Here is a 20,987-nt window from a genome sequence, read left to right as displayed (position 1 = left end):
GCAGGGTTGTGCGGCGGCACCTTTGCAAAGAACCGTCAGCCGATCTCCAGCGCTGTGATCCGCCACACCTGGTTGCTGCGCTCCAGCCTTACTGCCACGGCGCGGACCCGTAGTTCATCCACGACGACGGCACTTGCCTCGTAGATCCCCGCTGCGACTTGGCAGGCGCGGACCGTGCGGACGGCCGGATTGCGGTGCAGTCGCCCTGCTGTCGGGGACGGTCCGGCCGCAACCCGTCGGGTCAGTGCGGCGCGGTGCTGCAGTGATGCCAGGCATCGTTGGTCAAGCCTGCGTGAGAGCTGCTGGATGGGACGAGTGCCCGCCAGTACCTCGATGGCGGCCTGTACCGTCCCTCGGGCAATGGCACAGATTTCCCTGTTCTCATCCACCAGCTGGAGGACGCGGCGGTTCTCCGTGGCTTGAACCGGGCCGCCGGCTGCGGTGTGTTCCGCCTGCGGCAGGGCGGGGACCAGATGCAATGCGCTCATGACGTTTTCCTCTGATTGATGGCGGATATCTATAGGTTCAGGGTTGCTGCGGATTTAGGACGTGGACGGAGGCCGGAGTACCTGTCCCGGAAGAAGGAAATCGGGGTTGTCACCCAGAACGGCCCTGTTCGCCTCGTACCAGCGCGGCCATTCCAGGGCGATGTCGCGATCAGAAGCGGAGCCGCCCAGCTGGTTGGCCGCAATGGTCCACAACGAGTCACCGGCCACCACCGTCACGTATCCGTCCTCGTCAACCGGGTGTTGGCGGGCCGACCGCACAGGATGTGCCGTCATTGGACCCGGGCCGACGACAGGAGCATTCGGTTTCCACCGTGGATCCGTGCCGCCGGGACCTGGGTGAGGTGCTGACGCCGCCTGTTCGGTGGGCATCCACACTGCTGCAGTGGCCTGTGGGGAGGTTGGACTCCACCGAGGGTCGGCACTCACCGTGCCGGCATGGGCAAGCGGGGCTCCCAGCAGCTGAAGTCCCACTGCGGCGAGGGCGAGGCGGCGCATGAAGGCAGGACTGTATTTTCCGGTGATCTCCGCGGCCCGGCGGCTTCCGGCCCGTTCCAGGCCGGCGGATGTTATTGCAATCACCAGCGACAAGATCCACCAGGCGACAATGATGAGTCCCGTTGTGGCGACGACGAATCCGAGCAGGTCTTCGAAAGCCAGTGATTGGTCCCGTGCAGATGATCGCTGCCATCGCTCCGTCAGCGAGGCGCCTGTTGCCGCCAGAAAGAGACCGAGAAGCAGGATCGCCACTGCCAGCATTGCGTCCGAGCGGAGCAGCCTGCCGCGGGAAACTTCCATAATCCCTCTCCTCAAGTCATTTGATAGCGTTTGATGCTGTTTGATCTATTTGAATCCAGTTTGAACTCACTTTCCGACTTTTGTCCAGTGATTTGTTTTTTCGTCGCATTGGCCGGCCGCGAATTGACCGCGGCACGGTGCGCGCCTAGATTGGCGGCATGCGTTGGGACGCCTTGTTTGAGGACATGGAGGCACAGCTGGCCTCAGTTGGCCGGCTGGAGCTCGAATCGGAAATCGCCGAACGGTCGCGGGCAGATGTCGCAGGCGTGGAGCTGGCCGACAGGTTGCGCGGTTCGTTGGGGCTTAGGGTGGCGGTTCACCTGGGATCGGGGGCCGTGTTCGAGGGCGTCTTGAGTCACGTGGGCGGAGAGAGCCTGGTGCTCAACGATCCTCCCCACCAGGTGCTGGTCCCCTTTGCTGCAGTTTCCCGGTACCACGGCCTGGGGAGGTTGGCGATGGCGGAGCCGTCATCCGTCCGGCGAAAGCTGGGGCTGGCCAGTGCCCTTCGCGGGCTGGCGCGAGACAGGGCAGATCTGACGGTAGTTCTCATCGGCGGCCCGCAGGGCGTGGCGGGACTGAATGGAGTTATCGACCGCGTGGGGCGGGACTATTTCGATCTGGCCATGACCAGGCCCGGAGAAGTCCGCCGAGCCGCCAACGTCAGCCAGATTGCCTCGGTACCCTTTTCCTCGCTGGGTGCACTACGTTCGGTACGCGGAGCGGATCTGTGAGCGCACTCCTGCGCTGCGGTGCGTACACCCGCGCACGGTCCCGGCCCCGCCCGGCATCCCAGCTCAGACTGACTTGGACTTGGCTTCCTGGATCATGCGCTCGGCTTCCGCGTACCGCTCTTCGATGTACTGTTCCAGCATCTTTTCTTCCACGCGCCACTGTCCGCGGCCGCCCACCTGGATGGCTTTGAGTTCGCCGCTGCGCACCAGCGCATAGGCCGCCGGGGAGTTGATCTGCAGCTGTTCGGCTACGTCTGCGAGGGTGAGGAATCGGGGCATGCTTCTATTTTGCCACCATTGGCGTCGGGTGGTGCTGTTATCCACAGTTTGACGTTGTTTGTTCTTTTGACTTTTGATCAGGCCCGTTTGCCGTAACAATGAGGTAGTCCGGCGCATCAACCAGTCCGTCGGCACCGATGGGGGGAGCGGGTACGTGAGTTCAGGTACGACGGCCACTGCAGTCAGGCTCAAAAAGCCGTCTTGGAAAGATCCGCGGCTCCTTCTCGGGTTCCTGCTGGTCCTGGCCTCCGTGGCCGGTGTTGTATCGCTGGTCGGGGCCGCCGATCAGACCACCGAGGTGTTTGCGGCAAAGGGCCAGATCGCCGTGGGTGAAAAACTCACTGCCGAAAACGTCAACCGAGTGAAGGTCAGGCTCGGCGACGTGGAATCCCACTATGTCACCGCAGAGGCGGGACTTCCCGAAGGCATGGTCGCTGTACAGCGGATCGGTCCGGACCAGTTGGTCCCTCGGGGAAGCCTTGGCAAGTCCGATGTGCTGAACCGTAAGCCGGTCGCAATTACTATCGACGAAGCCCTGCCGGAACAGGCCGCGGCTGGATCACGGGTTGACGTCTGGGTGGCCCTGCCTGATGCCCGCAACGGCTTCAGCGAGCCGAAGTTGCTGCTTCCAGGGGCCGAGATCGCTGAAGTCACCCCGGGTTCGACCACACTGGGATCGTCACGCTCCACGGTGGTCATGGTCCTTGTCACTGACGAGCAGATGCCAAGGCTGCTGGGTGCCCAAGCGAACAAGGCGAGGATTTCGGTGGTCTGGAACCCGGGCGGAACGTCATGAGTATTCCGGTCGTCACGGTGGGCCAGTCCCGGGAGGACCTGGTCGGCGGCCTTGAACGCCTCCATGGACCGGTCACCGTCGTGAGGAGATGCTCGGAGCTGACAGAGCTGCTGGCTGCTTGCCAGAGCGGCCTCGCCCGGGCGGCCGTTGTCGCGGAGGGCAGTGACGAACTGACGGCCTCGCTCGTTGACCGGCTCACCGCTGTGGGCGTCGTCGTCATCGCATTGACGGACAGCGCAGAAGAAACGGCGAGGCTGACAGCGATCGGTGTCACGGCAGCGCCGGCGGGGGTTGACTCGGCAGCACTTGCGGGCAGGATCTCAGGCGCGGTTGCTCGGTGGGCCAGTCCCGCGCCGTTTCAGGGGCGGGACAGTGGATTCGCGGACACGGGTGCCGCCATCCGGACCGTGCCGGAGGAGATCGATCCCGTCCCGGAAGAACCGTCCGGCAGCGGACAGGTCATCACTGTCTGGGGTCCCACGGGTTCCCCCGGCCGGACTCTGCTGGCCGTCAATGTGGCCGGTGAACTGGCCGCTGCAGGCAATTCGGTTCTTCTGATTGACGCCGACAGCTATGGCGCCAGCGTCGCGGGCATGCTGGGGCTGCTGGATGAATCCGCAGGTCTCGCCCAGGCATGCCGGCTGGCCGACCTCGGACAACTGGATGCCGGCGCGCTCCTGAAAATTGCCACACCCGTCGTCCTCAAGTCCGGGACGCTCCGGATCCTGACAGGCATCACACGTGCGGATCGCTGGACGGAATTGCGCGCAGCAGCCCTGGGTGTTGTGTTTGAGAAGGCCAGGGAGGTGGCGGACTTCGTCGTAGTGGATGCCGGCTTCTGCCTCGAAGCGGACGAGGAACTCAGCTTTGACACCATGGCTCCACGCAGGAATGCCGCCACGCTTCGGAGCCTCGAGCTTGCAGACACCGTCTATGCCGTGGGATCGGCCGACTCCATCGGCGTGCCGCGACTCGTCCGCGGCCTTTCTGAACTCGAGGCAGCGGTTCCGCAGGCTTCACCGAAGGTGGTTCTGAACAAGGTTCGGGCCGCGGCCGCCGGACGCTTCCCCGAGCGCCAGCTGCGCGAGGCATGGGAAAGGTACGGGCCGTCAGAAGGGATCTTCGCATTCCTCCCGGCAGACAGTGCAGCAAGTGATGCGGCGCTCATCGCCGGGAGCCTTCTGCTGGAGGCTGCACCCGAGTCCGGACTTCGCCAGGCCATTGCCGAATTGGTTTGTGCACCTGCCCAGCAAAAACGCAGATCCTCTGTCTTTTCTTCCACAGCGAAGCGACACCTAAAGGGCTAGGCTCGCCATAAGGGCTGCAATGAGGCAGCCATGAACTTGTGATGGAGGCGTTTGTCGATGTCGTCTGGCTCCAATGTGGAGGATCAGTCCGTTTTGCTCGGAGCCCGTGAAGGGTACTTCGGAGACTATTACGAGCATCTCGCGGAGGAGGATTCCCGGGCGTATTCCCCGGACGTCCTGGCCGCCCGCGCCGAGACCCACCGCGAAGTTGCCGCTGTCCGCAGACCGGGCACGGCCAACATCAGGATCGTGGACGAATCGGACTGCAGCGTCGTGTATATCGTCACGGACGACATGCCGTTTCTGGTGGACTCCGTCAACGCCGAGCTCGTTCGCCAGAACTCGGCAATCCACCTTGTCCTCCACCCGCTGTTCGTCGTCACGCGCAACCGCGAAACCTCCCGGCTGACGAAGGTGGACAGGGTTCCGTCCAGCATCGGCATCTCCAGCGGTGACACTGCCGCAATGCCAAGCCTGTCGCACCTGATTGCCCAGGGTGACAACGCCTCGCACATGGAGTCCTGGATCGCCGTCGAAATCGGCCTTGCCAGTGAGGAAGCGCAGGCGCGGCTCATCGAAGGCGTTGAACGCGTGCTCGGCGATGTGCGGGCGGCCGTTGAAGACTGGCCGAAAATGCGCAACAAGGCCCTGCAGATCGCCCAGGGCCTGGACAACGTGGCCAATGCCTCCCAGATCGAGGAACTTCGCCAGGCCCAGGACCTCCTCCGGTGGCTCGATGACGGAAACTTCACCTTCCTCGGCTACCGGGAATATGACCTGGTCACTGAGTCCGGCGAGGACGTCCTGGAACTGCGGGAGGAAAGCGGACTCGGACTGCTGCGCAGCGGCGCGGACGGGCACCACGTCCAGCACCTCACCGTCGCCGGCCGGAGGAAAGCGCGGGAAAAGCGCGCTCTGGTGATCACCAAAGCCAACTCCCGCTCGACAGTGCACCGCCCGGCCTACCTCGACTACATCGGTGTGAAGAGCTTCGACGCCGCCGGCAACGTCAACGGCGAGCAGCGGTTCATCGGCCTCTTCGCCACCAGCGCCTACGCGGGGTCGGTTCGGAACATTCCGATTGTCCGCGAGAAGGTCGAAGCCGTCCTGCGCAGCGCCGGGTTCCCGCCGCATTCCCACTCGGGCAAAGACCTGCTGGGTATCCTCGAAACCTACCCCCGCGATGAACTGTTCCAGATCGAGGTTTCCGACCTCGCCGCGACGGCAACAGGCATTCAAAGACTGCAGGAGCGGCGGCGCACGCGCTTGTTCCTGAGGCCCGACATCTACGGCCGGTTCATGTCCGCACTCGTGTACCTTCCCCGCGACCGCTACACCACCAACGTGCGCCTCCGCATCGAGCAGGAGCTCCGCGAGACATTTCACGCCGTCTCCATTGACTACGAAGCCAGGATGACCGAATCCGCGCTGGCCAGGCTCTTCTTCCGGATCCGGCTTCCGAAGGACGCAGACGTCAGCGACGTCAATGTCGAGGAACTGGAGAAGAGGCTTGTCCGGGCCGCGCGTTCATGGAGCGAGGGCATCACGGAAGTGCTTCGTGCCAGTGGCGCCAACGGCGACAACAAGGCGATTGCCTCTGCCTGGGCCGAGGCCTTCCCGGCCAGCTACCGGGTGGACTACGAGGTTGAAGATGCGCTGACGGACATTGCGCGCTTTGAGAAGTACGGCTCCGCAGCCGAACCGACCGAAAAGGGGCGGCTCGAAAAGCCCGGCGTGCACGTGTACCTGCCCGAGGGCGCAGGGGCAACACTCGAAGAGGACGCCCGCGTTAAGCTCTACATGCTGGAGCCGAAGAGCCTCAGCCAGATCCTGCCGTTCTTTCACAACCTGGGGCTCGAAGTGCTCGACGAGAGGCCCTTCGAAATCGAGACGGCCGACAAACGGGACTTCTTCCTGTACGACCTGGGCCTGAAGTACCCCTCCGGTGTTGCTCCCCTCGCGACGGGCCAGCTGTTGGCGGAGGCTTTCGGCGCCGCCGTTTCCGGCGACGTCGAGTCGGACAGCTTCGACCGCCTGGTCCTGCGCGAGCGCATGCCGTGGCGCCAGATTGTGGTTCTCCGCGCGTATGCGAAGTACATGCGTCAGATGGGCAACACAAATTCGTTCGGATTCATCGCTGACACGCTCCTGGCAAATCCCGACGTGACACGTTCGCTCGTGGCGCTCTTCGCGGCACGGTTTGACCCCGCACTCGAGGACGACGTCCGGGCGGAGCGCCAAGCCACCGTCCGCGCGCAGCTGGCGGCCGCCATTGAACAGGTTGCCACCCTGGACGCCGACCGCGTGCTCCGGACTTTCGCGAACCTCATCGAGGCCACGCTCCGGACGAACTTCTATCAGCAGAAGCCGTACCTGAGCTTCAAGCTAAATCCTGCCGCCATCGACGGGCTGGCCTTCCCGCGACCCATGTTTGAAATCTGGGTGTACTCGCCCAGGGTGGAGGGCGTGCACCTCCGCTTCGGCAAGGTGGCCCGCGGCGGGCTGCGCTGGTCCGACCGGCGTGAGGACTTCCGGACCGAAATCCTTGGCCTTGTTAAGGCGCAGACTGTCAAAAACGCCGTCATTGTGCCCACCGGCGCCAAGGGCGGATTCTTCGCCAAGCAGCTCCCGGATCCTGCCGCTGACAGGACCGCGTGGATGGCGGAGGGCGTGGAAAGCTACAAGACATTCATCCGGGGCCTGCTGGACCTGACGGACAACCTGATCACCACGCCGGACGGTGAAGCTGTGGTTCCGCCGGCCGACGTCGTCCGCTACGACGACAACGACAATTACCTGGTTGTCGCAGCAGACAAGGGAACCGCAACCTTTTCGGACATCGCCAACGGGCTCTCGGCGGAATACGGCTTCTGGCTCGGGGATGCCTTTGCTTCAGGCGGGTCCGTGGGCTACGACCACAAAGCCATGGGGATCACTGCCCGGGGCGCGTGGGAATCGGTCAAGCGCCACTTCAGCGAACTCGACCTTGACACGCAGTCGGAGCCGTTCACCGTGGTGGGCGTCGGTGACATGTCCGGGGACGTCTTTGGCAACGGCATGCTGCTGTCGAAGCACATCCGGCTGCTGGCCGCGTTCGACCACCGCCACATCTTCCTGGATCCGAATCCAGACGAGGCGGCGTCCTACGAAGAGCGGCTGAGGCTGTTCAACCTGCCGCGGTCCTCCTGGGATGACTACGACAAGGCCCTGATCAGCGAAGGCGGCGGCGTGTACGGACGGCAGGCCAAGTCCATTCCTGTCTCCGACCAGGTGCGGACGGCCCTGGGACTCCCGGACGGCACATCCGAGCTGAGCCCGCCTGAGCTCCTTCGCGCGATTCTCCTGGCGCCTGCCGATCTGCTGTACAACGGCGGCATCGGAACCTACGTCAAGGCAAGCACCGAAACGCATGCAGAGGTGGGGGACAAGGCCAACGACGCTATCCGCGTTGACGGGCGTGACCTCCGCGTCAAGGTGGTCGGCGAAGGCGGAAACCTGGGCATGACCCAGCGCGGACGCATTGAGGCAGCACTTCAGGGTGTCATTCTGAACACGGACGCCATCGACAACTCGGCCGGAGTCGACTGCTCGGACCACGAGGTCAACATCAAGATCTTCGTCGACCGGATGGTCGCCGCGGGCAAGCTCGAGTCCGCCGAGCGGGCCGATTTCCTGGCGTCCATGACGGATGAAGTCGGGCGGCTCGTCCTGGAAGACAACATTGACCAGAACATCCTGCTCCTCAATGACCGTATCCGGGTGGCGGAGTGGAGCCCCAGCTACGAACGGCTGATGGACTGGCTGGAGAAGTCCGCCGACCTCAAGCGCGAGCTCGAAGCGCTGCCCACAACCGCGACCCTCCGGGAACGCCTGGCCCAGGGGCAGGGGCTGACGTCGCCGGAACTCTCGGTGCTGGCGGCCTATGCCAAGATCGAACTTGCAACGGCTCTGCGTGAGAGCGATCTCGCCGACGATCCGTGGTTCAGGCAGACGCTGCGCTCCTATTTCCCGAAGCAGCTGAGGGAGAGGTTCGACGTCGAGCTCGACAGCCATCCGCTGCGGCGCGAGATCATCGCCACGGTCGTGGCCAACGACATGATCAACCTTGGCGGCATCACGTTTGCCTTCCGCACCATCGAAGAGACATCAGCCAACGAAGCCGCGGTGGCCAAGGCGTTTGTGGCCCTCCGCGAAATCTACGAGCTGGACATCATGGTCGGCGAGCTCAACGAACTGCCGGCCTCCTTCCCCACCGAGCACTGGAGCACCGTCCACCTGGACATCCGCCGGCTCCTGGACCGGGCTGTCCGCTGGGTGATCGGCCAGGGCAACGCTTCCCGGCCGATCTCCGAAATCGTGGCTGAGTTCAAGCCGCTGATGGATCCGATGCGGGCACGGCTCCTCGATTACCTGCGCGGCGAGGACCGCGCCCGGGTGGCTGCATGGCTGGACAAGGCCCGCAGCTGGGAGCTTCCGGAGGATCTCGCCCATCGCTGGGCCGAACTGTTCGAAAGCTTCGTACTGCTCGACATTGCCAAGATCGCCCACATCAATGCGGAGCCGGTGGAAGACATCGCACACGTGTATTACACGGTGTTCGACCGCTTCCACGTCGATTCCCTCCTGGAACGCATCACCAAACTCCCGCGCCGCGACCGCTGGCAGGCGCTGGCCCGCGCCGCCTTGCGTGATGACCTCTACTCCACCATTTCGGACATTACGACGTCGGTGCTTGAATCGACGTCGCCCGGAACCCCCGCGGAGGAGCGGGTACTGGAGTGGGAAGGCCTGAATGCCGAACAGCTCGGCCGTGCCAGGAGCATGTTTGAGGAGGTCAACTCGCTCGAAGCGGACGATATGGCGTCACTGTCGGTAGCATTGAGGCTCTTGAGGTCAATCGTCCGGCGCTAGGGATCCGTTCCTTGCGTCGAATCTGGAGGTGTAGTGGCAATCTTTACGGACCCCATCAGGGAACACGCTGATTTTGGGCCGGGGGATGCCGAGTGGCTTCACCTCCTGGTGGGCGACTGGCAGATGGTCGCCGACCTCGCCTTCGCTGACCTTGCCTTGTGGTTTCCGCATCCTGAGTTCGGCTACGTGGCCTTGGCCCACGTCCGCCCCTCCACCACGCACACGGTGTTCCACACCGACTTCGTGGGGGAGGGGATCAGGTCGGATCTGCAGCCGCTGGTTGATAAGGCGTGGAGCAGCCGGACCATTGAGCGCTCCAGCGAGACCAACTGGAGCAGCGACATGGCCCTCCGCGTCGAGGCTGTCCCCATGGTCAGGAACGGCCGGACGCTCGCTGTCGTGACCACACACATGGACTTGTCCAGTTCACGGATGCCGTCCAGGCTCGAACTGACGTACAGGCAGTGCGCCTATGACCTTCTCCGGATGGGAACGCTCGGACTGTGGCCCGACTTCGCCTCGCCCACCGGATCCCGCCGCGGCGCGCCGCGCGTGGGAGACGGGCTGATCCGGCTCGACGCAGACGGGATTGTGCAGTACGCAAGCCCCAACGGCGTCTCCGCATTCCGGCGCCTGGGTGACGGTGAATCCCTTGAAGGCAGGTCGCTCGCCGAGGTCACGGCGGGACTGCTGCGGGACCGCCGCATGGTGGATGAAACGCTGCCGCTCGTGGTCACCGGCCGGATGCCGTGGCGGAGCGAAATCGAATCCCGCGGAGTCAGCCTCTCACTTAGGGCCATCCCGTTGCGCGATGAGCAGCAAAGGTTCGGAGCCCTGGTGCTCTGCCGCGACGTCTCCGAGCTCCGCCGCCGTGAAATGGAGCTTGTGACCAAGGACGCCACCATTCGGGAGATCCACCACCGGGTCAAGAACAACCTTCAGACTGTCGCGGCGTTGCTGCGAATGCAGTCGCGCCGGATGGTCAGTGATGAGGCCAAGCAGGGCCTGGAGCAGGCGATGCGGAGAGTCGCAACGATTGCCTTGGTCCATGAGACGCTGTCCCAGGGTTTGACGCAAAGTGTTGACTTCGACGAGCTGATCGGACGTCAGTTCCGCCTGTCCGCCGAGGTCGCCTCGCCGTCGCAGCAGGTCAAAACCGCCAGGTCCGGGCTGTTCGGCGAACTGCCCAGCGACTTCGCCACCCCGCTTGCCCTGGTTATCAACGAACTCGTGACCAACGCCGTCGAGCACGGCCTGGAGGGACGGACCGGAACCGTCTGGCTTCTCGCCGACCGATCGGAGGGCGACGACGGCGACGAGTTCCTGACCGTGACGGTGGCCGATGACGGTGTCGGGCTTCCGGAAACGCCACATGTTGAAGGCCTGGGATTGCAGATCGTCAGGACCCTCGTCACCAGTGAGCTGGGCGGGAGTATCCAGTGGAAACCCCGCGAGGGTGGCGGCACCGCTGTGCAGATCGTCCTGAACCTGCAAAAACGGTGACCGTGAAACCCTAACGACCTTTAAATAGGAAGCGGCCGCGGACTCTGAAGTCCGCGGCCGCTTCACTTTGGCCGGAGGCCGGAAGTTCAGACGGTCAGGAGGCCCGGCGAGCGCGTGCAGCACGGCGCTTAAGGGCACGACGCTCGTCTTCACTCATTCCGCCCCAGACGCCGGCGTCCTGTCCCGATTCGAGGGCCCACTGGAGGCAGGTGTCCACCACCGGACAGCGGCGGCACACACTCTTGGCCTCCTCGATCTGCAGGAGAGCGGGCCCGGTGTTTCCTACTGGGAAGAACAGCTCCGGGTCCTTGTCGAGGCACGCTGCGCGGTTACGCCAATCCATGCTGATCAGTCACTCCATTCCTGGGAACTCGTTTTAGCCACTTGTGAAAATATTCACTAGAAGCAACATAAGAAAGGGACCCAGCCGGGTCCCCTTGGTCATCTGAATTAAGCGTGTCATGTTAACGCTGTGTAAACAAGGGGTAATCGTCCACGAAGTGCCTTATAAGCGTGAGCGATACGTCACATAGCTCGCCAGCGCTCTCCCCGGAGTCGACTATGTCCGGTATGGTGCCAGTGTGTCAAGACCCCCAGAGGACCACTCCGACGCCAGCCCCGAGCCCCGCTTGCCGGGCGACGCCGACGATTCGGTTGCATCCCCGCGCCCTGTTTCTCCGGAAGTTCGGGCCATCCGGCCGCCGCCGGTCACCGTCCTGTCCCTGATCGTGGCCGCTGAAGCAACGGCACTTCTTGCGGCAGCGGGCTGGTATGCAATTCAGCTGATCACGGGAGCGCCCGTCGTTTCCTTTTGGGGGGCTGTTTTTACCCTGGCACTTCTGCTGTCGTTTTCGGCCTGGCTTTACGCCGTTGCCTATTTTCTGTTCCGGGGATTCCGCTGGCCGCGGGCGGGGGCTTTGGTGGCCCAGCTGTTTGTTCTGACGATCGGATTTCCGACGCTCACCGGCGGTTACATTGCCGCGGGATTCGCGATGCTGGTTCCTGCGGTCCTTGCCGTGGTCCTCCTCTTTAACAAGCGCGTGATCAGCTTTGCTTCACGTGCCGGGGGGGCTCCTCCGGCGTTGTGACCCCGGAGTCGGGTCCGGCCGCCAACTGAACGGGCACTGCCCGGCCCTCGGCAATGATGACGGCCCTCCCTGCGGGCGGGTTGGCTTCCACCTCAAAGCGAATGCCGAAGAAATCGCCGTCGCTGATGTGCCGCGGCGCGATCAGGATGCCGGCCCCCTGGCCCCGGGCATGTGCAGCCAGCGGGACGCGTTGGCTGAGTGAAGGACTGAACCCCGCAGTCAGGATTACCCTCAAACCAAAACCATGCAGGGCCTCGAGATGCCGGTGGGCCTCGGGGGTCAGCGTGTCCGCATCGTCCACGAGCAGGACCCCGTCCTTGTTAAGCGTCCCCGCCTCAGCGTCGGCCAGCACGCCGGCCCAGTAGCTGGCGGCTGTATCTTCCGGGCCGGGGCAGAGCCATCCTGGAGCATCAGCGTTGAGCTCCGGGATGGCTGCAAGAAGGGAACTCTTGCCGGAAGACGGGCCTCCCAGAACCGGTAGGACGCCTCCCGGCGGAAGACGGACTGCAGCCGGGACAAGTTCATCACCGCCGAGCCCCACAAGTATCTGGCGGCTGCTGTTGCCGTGTCCGGCTGCAGCAGCGGTGCCGGCTGGTGGTGCGGGAACGCCCGGGACGCGTGCCAGGACATCCGCAACGCTGAGGCGCCTGGGCAGGGCCTCAATTCTGAAGGGCCTGACGGCAGGTTCCTTGCCCGTGGGAGGGGCTGCCGTCGATGCACGAGGGGCTGTGTAAAACTGGGCCGATGAGGCCGGGCTGACCGTCAGCGGGCCGAACATCACTGCCCGTCCGCGGATTAGCGGTATGTCGGGGAGCCGTGGCCAGGCAAGCCGGCCCTCGTCGGTGGAGCCGGCGGGGAAGTAGGCCCGGTTGGGGATGGAGGCGAAGTACCGGGCTGTTACTACTTCCCGGTCTCCGGCAATGAGCACCGTCACGCCCGCTTTGGCACCGTCCCGGACGATGTCCTGGACGAGGTCTTCCGCCCAGGCCAGCGGCCCGGCCCGGAGTGATGAGACCCATGAACCCCAGCCGGAAAGCACCAGGACGACCGGTGGCGGCAGTGACTCCGTCGGGCCGCTGAGCCGCACTGAAAGTTCGAGGGCAACACGTTCCAGGATCCTGACGGCCCGGCGGAGTTCGTGGAGGCCGGCCGCCGCGCCGACCCGGGGCTGGGAACGGACCGAGCTGAAGGCATTTCCTGCATCGAGCAGGTAAAGATGCGATTCCGTGTCATGTTGGATCAGTTGCTGAAGTATTAGGTCCAGGGCTTCGTCCACTCCGCTTCCCGTTCCGCCGACCAAGGCCAAGTGACCATGGTTGGCCGGCTGCCACGTCAGCCGGGAGACCCGTTGCCTGTCCGGTTCGTCCAGCAGGCCGAGCGGTACGGACCAGATGCCGGGATCGGGCCCGCACTCTCTGCCGGCCTCGGGGAGGAGCACTGTCGTTGGCAGGGGCAACGCCACGGGACGGCGAGGCGGGTCTCCCAGATCGTCCCAGAGTTGCACCAGCGACTCCACAATGGGACCGGCCGCCCGGGCCGGCGACAGCCGGCACCCCGGGTCGGCGTCGTCCTCCTGGCCGGCCACTGGCGACACAAGGGCCTCGGCTGCAGGGCGAACCCGGACCGGCGATGCTCTCAACGCTGCCCCGGCACCCGCGAGCGTCGCCGCTTGGAACTCGACCGGATCCTCCGACCCGCGGGCGAGGTAGGCGCGCCCGGGGTTGGCCACAGGAATGCCGGCGGCGAGCCGTGAATTGATAATGTCCACCGATTCCATATCCGACTGGACGCGCAGGGCAATGCTTGTGGTGACGTTGGCGCGGATGTCTGCCGTAAGGGCGCCCTGGGGCCGTTGCGTGGCCATGATCAGGTGCAGGCCCAACGACCGTCCGACGGCCGCGATCCTCATCAGCTCCTTCAGGGCGTCGGGGGCGTCTTCAACGAGCATGCGGAATTCGTCAATGATGAGGACCAGATGGGGAAGCGGACCCGACGGGGAGCCAACGGTCCGATAGCCAGCCAGGTCCGGAGCCTGCGCGGCCTGCAGCAACTCTTCCCGGTGCCGGATTTCCGCACGCAGGGAGATCAGCGAGCGGTCCAGTTCATTTCTGGTGAGGTCGGTCAACATGCCCACACAATGGGGCAGCCCGGTCAGCGGTCCCAGGCCCGAACCGCCTTTGAAATCAAAAAAGAGGAAGTTGATCCGGTCCGGCGGGTGGCCGAGTGCCAGTCCAGCGGCCAGGCTCCGGAGTAGTTCGGATTTTCCGGACCCGGTGGTTCCGGCCACCAGAAAATGCGGGCCGTCCGAGTCGAGGTCCACCACGAGGGGCCCATGCGCAGTCATCCCGATGGGAACGCAGAGTCCTGGCCTTGTGCTGCCTGCAACCCAGCGGCCCGAGACGTCTTGTGCAGCATGAGGAAGGACTTCAGCCAGCGAGCAACTCTGCGGCACGACGGGTGTGGCATTCGGGCTCTGCTCAAGCTTCACGGCCATGTTCCGGCAATACCGGTCGAAGACTCCCTCCGGGACGAGGTCGGGCAGGAAGTCCGTCGCCGTGCCCTCAATCCGCAACCTTGCGGCGGCTCCTCCCAGTTCGATGACCGCACCCGATTCGGGGTGGCCCTCCTGCGGGTCGCCATCCTGGGTACAGTCAACAACGTGCCAGCCCCGGCTGATGGCGGCGGCAGTCATGCCGTGGGACCGGGGCTCGCCGCGGGCATCAGGTGTCAGTATCAGCACGCCCCGCTCCCGGGTCAGGTCGATGCCGCGTTCGAGAAGCTCCGACGTCGTCCGTGCATTGGACGACAGCATGACCCGCGCTAGGTACCGTGCAGTCAGCGGCAGGGAGGTGGGTGTTCCATGAACAACGACCCGGGTCCGGGCCGCTGACCTGAAGCTTGTGAGCTGCATCAGCATGAACCTGACCATCCCGGCCACGTCCTGCCGCGGTCCGCGGACAAGCGTAAGGTCCGAAAGCTGCAGGATAGTCGGCATGAGGCCCGCCGCCGGCGCCTCGAAATCCGGGTCGACCGGGTCCAGTCTGATGTTTGCCCGTTGCTCGGCCACTCCGAGTCGGAGCCCGATATCGTCGGGCACGGCTGGCCCGCCCCGCCGGACGGTGTGTTCCGAGCGCCCCCTCAGGGCGAGTTCGGCCGCTGACGGTGCGGCCCGGCGTCGTCGTTCCCGGTCTTCGTCGACGGCGGCAGCCACCAACGCCTTGAGCCGCCGCCGTTGACGGCGGCCGGCGAGCACGGGAACCAGGACAGAGACAGCAGATACGGCTGTAAAAGCCAGGAACATCCACATTCCGGTGATGACGGCCAGGCCCACGCCAATGAGTAGCGGCAGTATCGCTGTGAGGAGGAGAATTCCCCGGTTGCCGCCTTCCGGCCGGTGCGGAATCGTGAGGGGGTCGACCACGCTGGATCCGGCGGCCTCCCACTCCGGCAGACGTCCAGCAGGACCAGCCCCGAACACAATGGACAGCGTCGAATTTCCGCAGCTGATGAGCGAGTCTGTTGCGACCGCTGCCTGCCCCGCCCGCTTCCCGTCGACGAAGGTCCCGTTGACACTGTCCAAATCGGTGATGGTAACGGCCGTGTCAGTGACATCCAGCCTGGCGTGCTCGCGGGAGAGGGCAGCATCCGGTAAGGCGATTTCCGTGCCGCTCCGGCCGATCCGGTAGCTGCCGCGCCTCAGCGGCAGCACAGTCCCCGCCGCCGGACCGCTGTGTACGGCAACCAGCAGAGTCTCGGCCCTTCCGTCGCCGCTGTCCGGCGGGCGCTCCCGGGCGCCGTCAACGATGACCGCCCCGGTAACCAGCGGCGGTAGACCAACGACCAGGCTGCACAAGGGAAGGCCGGACACGGAGAGTTCACGGGCATCGTACTCCTGCGCTAATGCCTGCTGCAGCATGAGCCCGGAGCCTCCCGGTGGCGCCTCGACGGTCAGTTCGAGCGGTGGTCCCGGACTGGCGGCATCGGGGCCGCGGACCAGGGTGCAGTGGAGCGTCATCAGGTGCTTTCCCTTGGGGAGGAGGTGGTTTCTGCCCAAGCTACCGGCTGGCAGGGCAGCGGGGCATCGCCCCCAACGCACTATGTGGATAAGCCCTGCCAGGTCCTTCGAATCGTTAGTGTCGGCGTAGTCTCGGGTAGGCTAGAGCAGCAGCCAATGCACAACATTGGGCTGCCCGCATTCGAACCAGGAGATTTTGTGACCGCTGACCTCGTCATCGTAGGGTCGGGCTTTTTCGGCCTGACAATCGCAGAACAGGCCGCCACTGAGCTTGGCTTGAAGGTCGTTGTCCTCGACCGCCGCCACCACATCGGCGGCAATGCCTACAGCGAAAAGGAAGAGCAGACCGGCATCGAAGTGCACCGGTACGGTGCCCACCTGTTCCACACGTCCAACGAGCGTGTTTGGGAGTACGTCAACCGGTTCACGACGTTCACGAATTACGTGCACAAGGTCTACGGAGTCCACAAGGGCGAGGTGTACTCGCTGCCGATCAACCTGGCCACGATCAACCAGTTCTTCCGCGCTAACCTCACGCCGGGACAGGCGCAGGCCCTCATCAAGGAGCAGGCCGGCGAGCTCGCAGGCACCGATCCCCAGAACCTGAACGACAAGGGCATCCAGCTGATCGGACGGCCGCTGTACGAGGCGTTCATCAAGCACTACACCGGCAAGCAGTGGCAGACGGATCCGAAGGACCTGCCCGCGGGTATCATCTCCCGCCTCCCGGTGCGCTACAACTACGACAACCGCTACTTCAACGACAAGTACGAGGGACTGCCGACCAACGGCTACACCGCGTGGATCGAGAAGATGGCGGAGCACCCGAACATCGAGGTCCGGCTCAACACCGACTTCTTCGATGAGTCGCACGAGTACAGCAAGAACAAGGTCGTCGGCCAGATCCCGGTGATCTACACGGGGCCGGTGGACCGGTACTTCGACTTCGCGGAAGGCGACCTGTCCTGGCGGACGATCGACTTCGAGGAAGAAGTGCTCGACGTCGGCGACTTCCAGGGAACGTCGGTGGTCAACTACAACGACGACGACGTCCCCTACACACGCATCATCGAACCGCGCCATTTCCACCCCGAGCGCGACTACCAGACGGAAAAGACCGTCATCATGCGCGAGTTCTCCCGCGCGGCGGAGAAGGGCGATGAGCCCTATTACCCGATCAATACTGCCGCCGACCGCGAACGCCTGCTGAAGTACCGCGACCTCGCGGCTGCGGAGAGCGATGTACTGTTCGGCGGCCGCCTGGGCACGTACAAGTACCTCGACATGCACATGGCAATCGGCTCAGCCCTGACCATGTTTGACAACCAGATCCGGCCGCATTTTGAGAGTGGCGCAAAGCTTGAAAGCGGAGGCGTAGACGCATGAGTGTCTCAACCGAAAGCCCGAAGGGCACCGACAGCCTGGAGTCCAGCGAACAGCGTTGGGATACGCTTCAGCGCGTCATCCTGCCGAGCTCCAGCCAGATGGACACGGTGCCCCTGTACATGGACATGGGCACGGCCACCGGCATCCAGTTGCCCACCGTCGGCGACCGCGACGGAAAGGCCAGCAAACCGCAGGCCTTCAGCAGCCCTACCAAGGAAGCCCATGTGGAGGACTTCCTTTCCCGGTTCTCCACGTCCGTGCGGTCCGGCGAGCGGGTTTCCTTCGGCAGCTACTTCAACGCGTTTCCCGCCAGCTACTGGCGGCGGTGGACCACTGTTGAGAAAATTCGCCTCCACGTCCGCACCCAGGGCACCGGCTCGGTCATCGTCTACAAGTCCAACGCCCGGGGATCGCTCCAGCGTGTGGACACCCGCAGGGTCGAAGGAATCTCGGAGAACTTCTTCGATCTGTCCCTCGCGCCGTTCGGCGACGGCGGCTGGTACTGGTTCGACCTCGTGGCCGGCTCGGAACCGCTCGTCATGCTCGACGCGGAATGGCAGGGCCCGGCAGCCGAGAGCAATGCCGGTTCTGTAACCCTGCAGATCACGACGCTGAACAAGACCGACTTCTGCCTCAACAACCTGAGGCTCCTCGCCGAGAACGGCGAGGCACTGGAGCACGTCAAGGAAATCCTGATCGTGGACCAGGGATCGCAGAAGGTCGCGGATGCCGAGGGCTTCGACGAGGTCCAGGATTCCCTGCAGGGGAAACTGCGGATCATTAACCAGTCCAACCTCGGAGGCTCCGGCGGGTTTGCCCGCGGGATGTTTGAGGCAGTGGAGAACGGCAGCGACTACGTCCTGCTGATGGATGACGACGTCGTTGTCGAACCGGAAAGCATCATCCGCCTGTTGACCTTCGCGGACCGCTGCAAGACCCCGACCATCGTGGGCGGGCACATGTTCGACCTCTACAACCGGACGGTTCTGCACACGTTCGGCGAGATTGTGAACCCCTACCGGTTCCAGCCCTCGCTGCCCAGCGAGGAAATGATCCTGGGGCACGACTTCATGTCGTCGAACCTCCGCCAGACGTCCTGGCTGCACCGCCGTTGCGACGTGGACTACAACGGCTGGTGGATGTGCCTGATCCCCACGAAGGTCATTCGCGAAATCGGGCTCTCCCTTCCGCTGTTCATCAAATGGGACGACTCCGAATACGGTCTTCGGGCGAAGGCCCACGGGTTCCCCACGGTTTCCCTGCCCGGCTCGGCCGTCTGGCATGTCTCCTGGATCGACAAGGACGACCTGGTGGGCTGGCAGGCTTACTTCCATGCCCGCAACCGCGTCATTGCGGCCCTGCTGCACAGCCCTTATGAACATGGCGGACGAGTTGTCCGGGAATCACAGTACATCGACGTGAAGCACATGGTGTCGATGCAGTACGCCACGGCCCAGGGCCGCGGCTGGGCGCTCGAGGACATCCTTAGGGGCCCCGAAGCCCTGCGGGAGCTGCTCCCGACCAAGCTGCCGCAGATCCGGGAAATGATGTCCGGCTACTCGGATTCAGTGATCCGCCCCGATCCGGATGAATTCCCTGCACCCAAGATGGACAAGCCCCCTCGCCGGGGACACGGGATATCGCAGCCGTCCAAGGTATCGCTGCTGCCGTGGGCCGCAAAGACTGTCATCCGGCAGCTTGCCACTCCGGTTAGCGGTTCCAGCGCCGAGCGGCCGCAGGCGACTGTTGCCCACCAGGACAACCGCTGGTGGCGGATGGCCCAGTACGACAGCGCAGTAGTGTCCAACGCCGAAGGAACCGGTGCGTCCTGGTACCGCCGCGATCCGAAACAGCTTCGGAAGATGCTGGCTGAAAGCGCACGGCTGCACGCTGAACTCCTGAAGGACTGGCCGGCGCTCAGCAAGAAGTACAAGGCTGCAATGAACGACCTCACGTCGATTGAGTCCTGGAGGAAGACGTTCGAGCAGCACACTCAGAACGAGATCAAGTGAGCGCGACTACTCCTGGGGAACTAACCACGCCCGGACTGGGCGGCGGCCTGCGCGATCTTCGCCAGTCGGGGTTCCTGCTGAAACTCCTGGTGCGGAAGGAACTCAAGGTCCGCTACCGGGGCTCCGTTCTTGGACTCCTGTGGTCCTACGTGAAGCCCGGTGTGCAGTTCATTGTTTTCTACGTGGCTTTGGGGGTGTTCCTCGGACTTGAACGCAGTCCGAGGAACCCCGAGGGATTGTCCAATTACGCCGTGTACCTGTTTTCGGGCATTGTCCTGATCAACTTCTTTTCCGAGGCGCTGGGTAACGCGGCCCGGTCAATAGTCAACAACGGCAACCTGATCAAAAAGATCTACCTCCCGCGCGAGCTGTTCCCCGTCGCGTCCGTCTGGGTGTCAGGTGTCCACTTTTTCCCGCAACTTGTGGTTCTCGTGGCGGGCTGCCTCATCGCAGGATGGCATCCGGACGTGTTCCAGCTCCTGGCCGCGGTCGCCGGCTTTGTGATCGTCGGCCTGCTGGCAACCGGTCTGGGGCTGTTGTTCGGCGCAGCCAACGTCTATTTCCGCGACTCCGAAAACCTCGTGGACATGCTGCTGATGGTGGCCACCTGGGCGTCGCCGGTGATGTACGCATGGACGATGGTGCAGGAGAAGCTTGGCGCCGCGGCTTTCGCGGTCTATCAGGCCAACCCGGTGACGATCGGCGTCGAGCTGTTCCACTATGCTTTCTGGTTCCCGACGACGGACGGCTCCGCGGCCGTTCCGCCGAACCTGTTCAGCCTCTGGACACCGGTCGGACTGGGCGTTGCCCTGTTGGTCCTCGTCCTGGGCCAATTAACCTTTCGGCGGCTCGAAGGCCGCTTCGCGCAGGAGCTGTGAGTGGTCAACGCAATCGAAGTCTCTGACATCAGCAAGCAGTTCGTGCTTCGCCACACACGGTCTATCAAGGAAGCCGTCGTCTGGCTCGCCAAAGGGCGAAAGGGCGACCTGTCCGAGAAGTTCCATGCATTGAAGAATGTCTCCGTAGAGGTAAAAACGGGAGAGACGGTTGCGCTCCTGGGACTGAACGGCTCGGGGAAGTCCACGCTGCTGAAGCACATTTCCGGCGTGATGCTGCCCGACTCCGGCACAGTGCGGACCAGGGGCCGCGTCGCCGGCCTCATCGAAGTGGGCGCGGGATTCCACCCTGATCTTTCGGGCCGCGACAACGTGTTCCTCAACGGTGCCATCCTGGGCATGACCGAGCAACAGGTCAACGACCGGTTCGATGACATTGTCGAGTTTTCCGAAATCGGCCAGTTCATTGACACCGAGGTGAAGTTCTACTCTTCGGGTATGTATCTCCGGCTGGCGTTTTCCGTGGCGGTCCACACCGACCCGGAGGTGTTCCTCATCGACGAGATCCTTGCGGTCGGTGACGAGCCGTTCCAACGGAAATGCATCAGCAAAATCCAGGAACTCGCACAGAACGGCAAGACGCTCGTGGTGGTCAGCCATGACCTCGACCTTGTTTCCCGCATTTGTGCCCGCGGAATCCTGCTGGAGCACGGCGTCGTAAAGTTTGACGGTTCAATTCACGACGCCGTGGCGCTGCTGCGCTCCTAGCCAGGGGTCCGGCTAACCAGAGTTCCGGCGCCGCCGTCGCCGGCCAGCCAC

Annotated in this window: 15 protein-coding genes; 10 read left to right on the top strand and 5 right to left on the bottom strand. The window is 64.0% G+C overall.

The window, feature by feature from the left end:
• Window positions 1–35 precede the first annotated feature (35 nt).
• Both BS38_RS0107200 and BS38_RS0107195 read right to left on the bottom strand, forming a co-directional pair.
• The gene (locus tag BS38_RS0107200; protein ID WP_231511110.1) at window positions 36–488 is read right to left on the bottom strand and encodes an Rv3235 family protein; all 453 of its coding nucleotides are present in this window, start codon (window positions 486–488) and stop codon (window positions 36–38) included.
• Between the two features lie 54 nt (window positions 489–542).
• Window positions 543–1,304 carry a hypothetical protein gene (locus tag BS38_RS0107195; RefSeq protein WP_043437956.1) on the bottom strand — a complete coding sequence of 254 codons (762 nt, stop codon included), beginning with the start codon at window positions 1,302–1,304 and terminating at the stop codon, window positions 543–545.
• 158 nt (window positions 1,305–1,462) lie between these two features.
• Between BS38_RS0107195 and BS38_RS0107190 the strand changes: the two genes are divergently transcribed.
• Window positions 1,463–2,035 carry a hypothetical protein gene (locus tag BS38_RS0107190; protein ID WP_028270185.1) on the top strand — a complete coding sequence of 191 codons (573 nt, stop codon included), beginning with the start codon at window positions 1,463–1,465 and terminating at the stop codon, window positions 2,033–2,035.
• Window positions 2,036–2,098: 63 nt separating this feature from the next.
• On the opposite strand, the gene BS38_RS0107185 is transcribed toward BS38_RS0107190, so the two are convergent.
• On the bottom strand, window positions 2,099–2,314 hold the full coding sequence (locus tag BS38_RS0107185) for a helix-turn-helix domain-containing protein (protein ID WP_028270184.1): 216 nt from the start codon (window positions 2,312–2,314) through the stop codon (window positions 2,099–2,101).
• Between the two features lie 154 nt (window positions 2,315–2,468).
• Here BS38_RS0107185 and BS38_RS0107180 point away from each other — a divergent pair, with 154 nt between their 5' ends.
• The 4 genes from BS38_RS0107180 to BS38_RS0107165 are packed head-to-tail and all read left to right on the top strand — an operon-like array spanning window position 2,469 to window position 10,831.
• A complete protein-coding gene (locus BS38_RS0107180; protein ID WP_028270183.1) occupies window positions 2,469–3,110 on the top strand; it encodes a hypothetical protein in 642 nt (213 codons plus the stop codon).
• On the top strand, window positions 3,107–4,417 hold the full coding sequence (locus tag BS38_RS0107175) for an AAA family ATPase (protein ID WP_028270182.1): 1,311 nt from the start codon (window positions 3,107–3,109) through the stop codon (window positions 4,415–4,417). Before BS38_RS0107180 ends, BS38_RS0107175 begins: the two co-directional genes overlap by 4 nt.
• A gap of 57 nt (window positions 4,418–4,474) precedes the next feature.
• Window positions 4,475–9,328 carry an NAD-glutamate dehydrogenase gene (locus BS38_RS0107170; RefSeq protein WP_028270181.1) on the top strand — a complete coding sequence of 1,618 codons (4,854 nt, stop codon included), beginning with the start codon at window positions 4,475–4,477 and terminating at the stop codon, window positions 9,326–9,328.
• Window positions 9,329–9,361: 33 nt separating this feature from the next.
• A complete protein-coding gene (locus tag BS38_RS0107165; protein WP_028270180.1) occupies window positions 9,362–10,831 on the top strand; it encodes a sensor histidine kinase in 1,470 nt (489 codons plus the stop codon).
• Window positions 10,832–10,925: 94 nt separating this feature from the next.
• Here BS38_RS0107165 and BS38_RS0107160 read toward each other — a convergent pair whose 3' ends face one another.
• A complete protein-coding gene (locus tag BS38_RS0107160; RefSeq protein ID WP_003804966.1) occupies window positions 10,926–11,174 on the bottom strand; it encodes a WhiB family transcriptional regulator in 249 nt (82 codons plus the stop codon).
• Between the two features lie 349 nt (window positions 11,175–11,523).
• Here BS38_RS0107160 and BS38_RS0107155 point away from each other — a divergent pair, with 349 nt between their 5' ends.
• Window positions 11,524–11,919: a hypothetical protein gene (locus tag BS38_RS0107155; protein WP_028270179.1), complete on the top strand. Its 396-nt coding sequence runs from the start codon at window positions 11,524–11,526 to the stop codon at window positions 11,917–11,919.
• Here the strand turns inward: BS38_RS0107155 and BS38_RS24590 are convergent.
• Window positions 11,876–15,934, bottom strand: a complete 4,059-nt coding sequence (locus BS38_RS24590) for an FtsK/SpoIIIE domain-containing protein (RefSeq protein WP_051628772.1) — start codon at window positions 15,932–15,934, stop codon at window positions 11,876–11,878. The two genes, BS38_RS0107155 and BS38_RS24590, sit on opposite strands and share 44 nt — an antisense overlap.
• Before the next feature lie 198 nt (window positions 15,935–16,132).
• Here BS38_RS24590 and glf point away from each other — a divergent pair, with 198 nt between their 5' ends.
• From glf to BS38_RS0107130, 4 genes are read left to right on the top strand one after another with little or no spacing between them, the layout of a single operon-like run.
• A complete protein-coding gene (gene glf, locus BS38_RS0107145) occupies window positions 16,133–17,320 on the top strand; it encodes a UDP-galactopyranose mutase (RefSeq protein WP_028270178.1) in 1,188 nt (395 codons plus the stop codon).
• The gene (locus tag BS38_RS0107140) at window positions 17,317–19,332 is read left to right on the top strand and encodes a glycosyltransferase (protein ID WP_028270177.1); all 2,016 of its coding nucleotides are present in this window, start codon (window positions 17,317–17,319) and stop codon (window positions 19,330–19,332) included. The genes glf and BS38_RS0107140 overlap by 4 nt, the downstream gene beginning before the upstream one ends.
• Entirely contained in the window at window positions 19,329–20,210 is an 882-nt protein-coding gene (locus BS38_RS0107135; RefSeq protein ID WP_028270176.1) for an ABC transporter permease, read from the top strand. Before BS38_RS0107140 ends, BS38_RS0107135 begins: the two co-directional genes overlap by 4 nt.
• Complete coding sequence (locus BS38_RS0107130) at window positions 20,211–20,936, top strand: ABC transporter ATP-binding protein (RefSeq protein WP_028270175.1); 726 nt, start codon at window positions 20,211–20,213, stop codon at window positions 20,934–20,936.
• The last annotated feature ends 51 nt before the right edge of the window (window positions 20,937–20,987 follow it).

It is taken from the genome of Arthrobacter sp. UNC362MFTsu5.1 (assembly GCF_000685965.1).
Lineage (GTDB): Bacteria > Actinomycetota > Actinomycetes > Actinomycetales > Micrococcaceae > Arthrobacter.
The sequence above is the reverse complement of the archived record's forward strand: the minus strand, read 5'-3'. Positions and strand labels throughout refer to the sequence as shown.

What these genes read in the sequence shown, in the direction of transcription:
- BS38_RS0107200 (WP_231511110.1), bottom strand. Translation starts at nt 488, where the DNA reads ATGAGCGCATTGCATCTGGTCCCCGCCCTGCCGCAGGCGGAACACACC.
- BS38_RS0107195 (WP_043437956.1), bottom strand. Translation starts at nt 1,304, where the DNA reads ATGGAAGTTTCCCGCGGCAGGCTGCTCCGCTCGGACGCAATGCTGGCA.
- BS38_RS0107190 (WP_028270185.1), top strand. Translation starts at nt 1,463, where the DNA reads ATGCGTTGGGACGCCTTGTTTGAGGACATGGAGGCACAGCTGGCCTCA.
- BS38_RS0107185 (WP_028270184.1), bottom strand. Translation starts at nt 2,314, where the DNA reads ATGCCCCGATTCCTCACCCTCGCAGACGTAGCCGAACAGCTGCAGATC.
- BS38_RS0107175 (WP_028270182.1), top strand. Translation starts at nt 3,107, where the DNA reads ATGAGTATTCCGGTCGTCACGGTGGGCCAGTCCCGGGAGGACCTGGTC.
- BS38_RS0107170 (WP_028270181.1), top strand. Translation starts at nt 4,475, where the DNA reads ATGTCGTCTGGCTCCAATGTGGAGGATCAGTCCGTTTTGCTCGGAGCC.
- BS38_RS0107160 (WP_003804966.1), bottom strand. Translation starts at nt 11,174, where the DNA reads ATGGATTGGCGTAACCGCGCAGCGTGCCTCGACAAGGACCCGGAGCTG.
- BS38_RS24590 (WP_051628772.1), bottom strand. Translation starts at nt 15,934, where the DNA reads ATGACGCTCCACTGCACCCTGGTCCGCGGCCCCGATGCCGCCAGTCCG.
- BS38_RS0107140 (WP_028270177.1), top strand. Translation starts at nt 17,317, where the DNA reads ATGAGTGTCTCAACCGAAAGCCCGAAGGGCACCGACAGCCTGGAGTCC.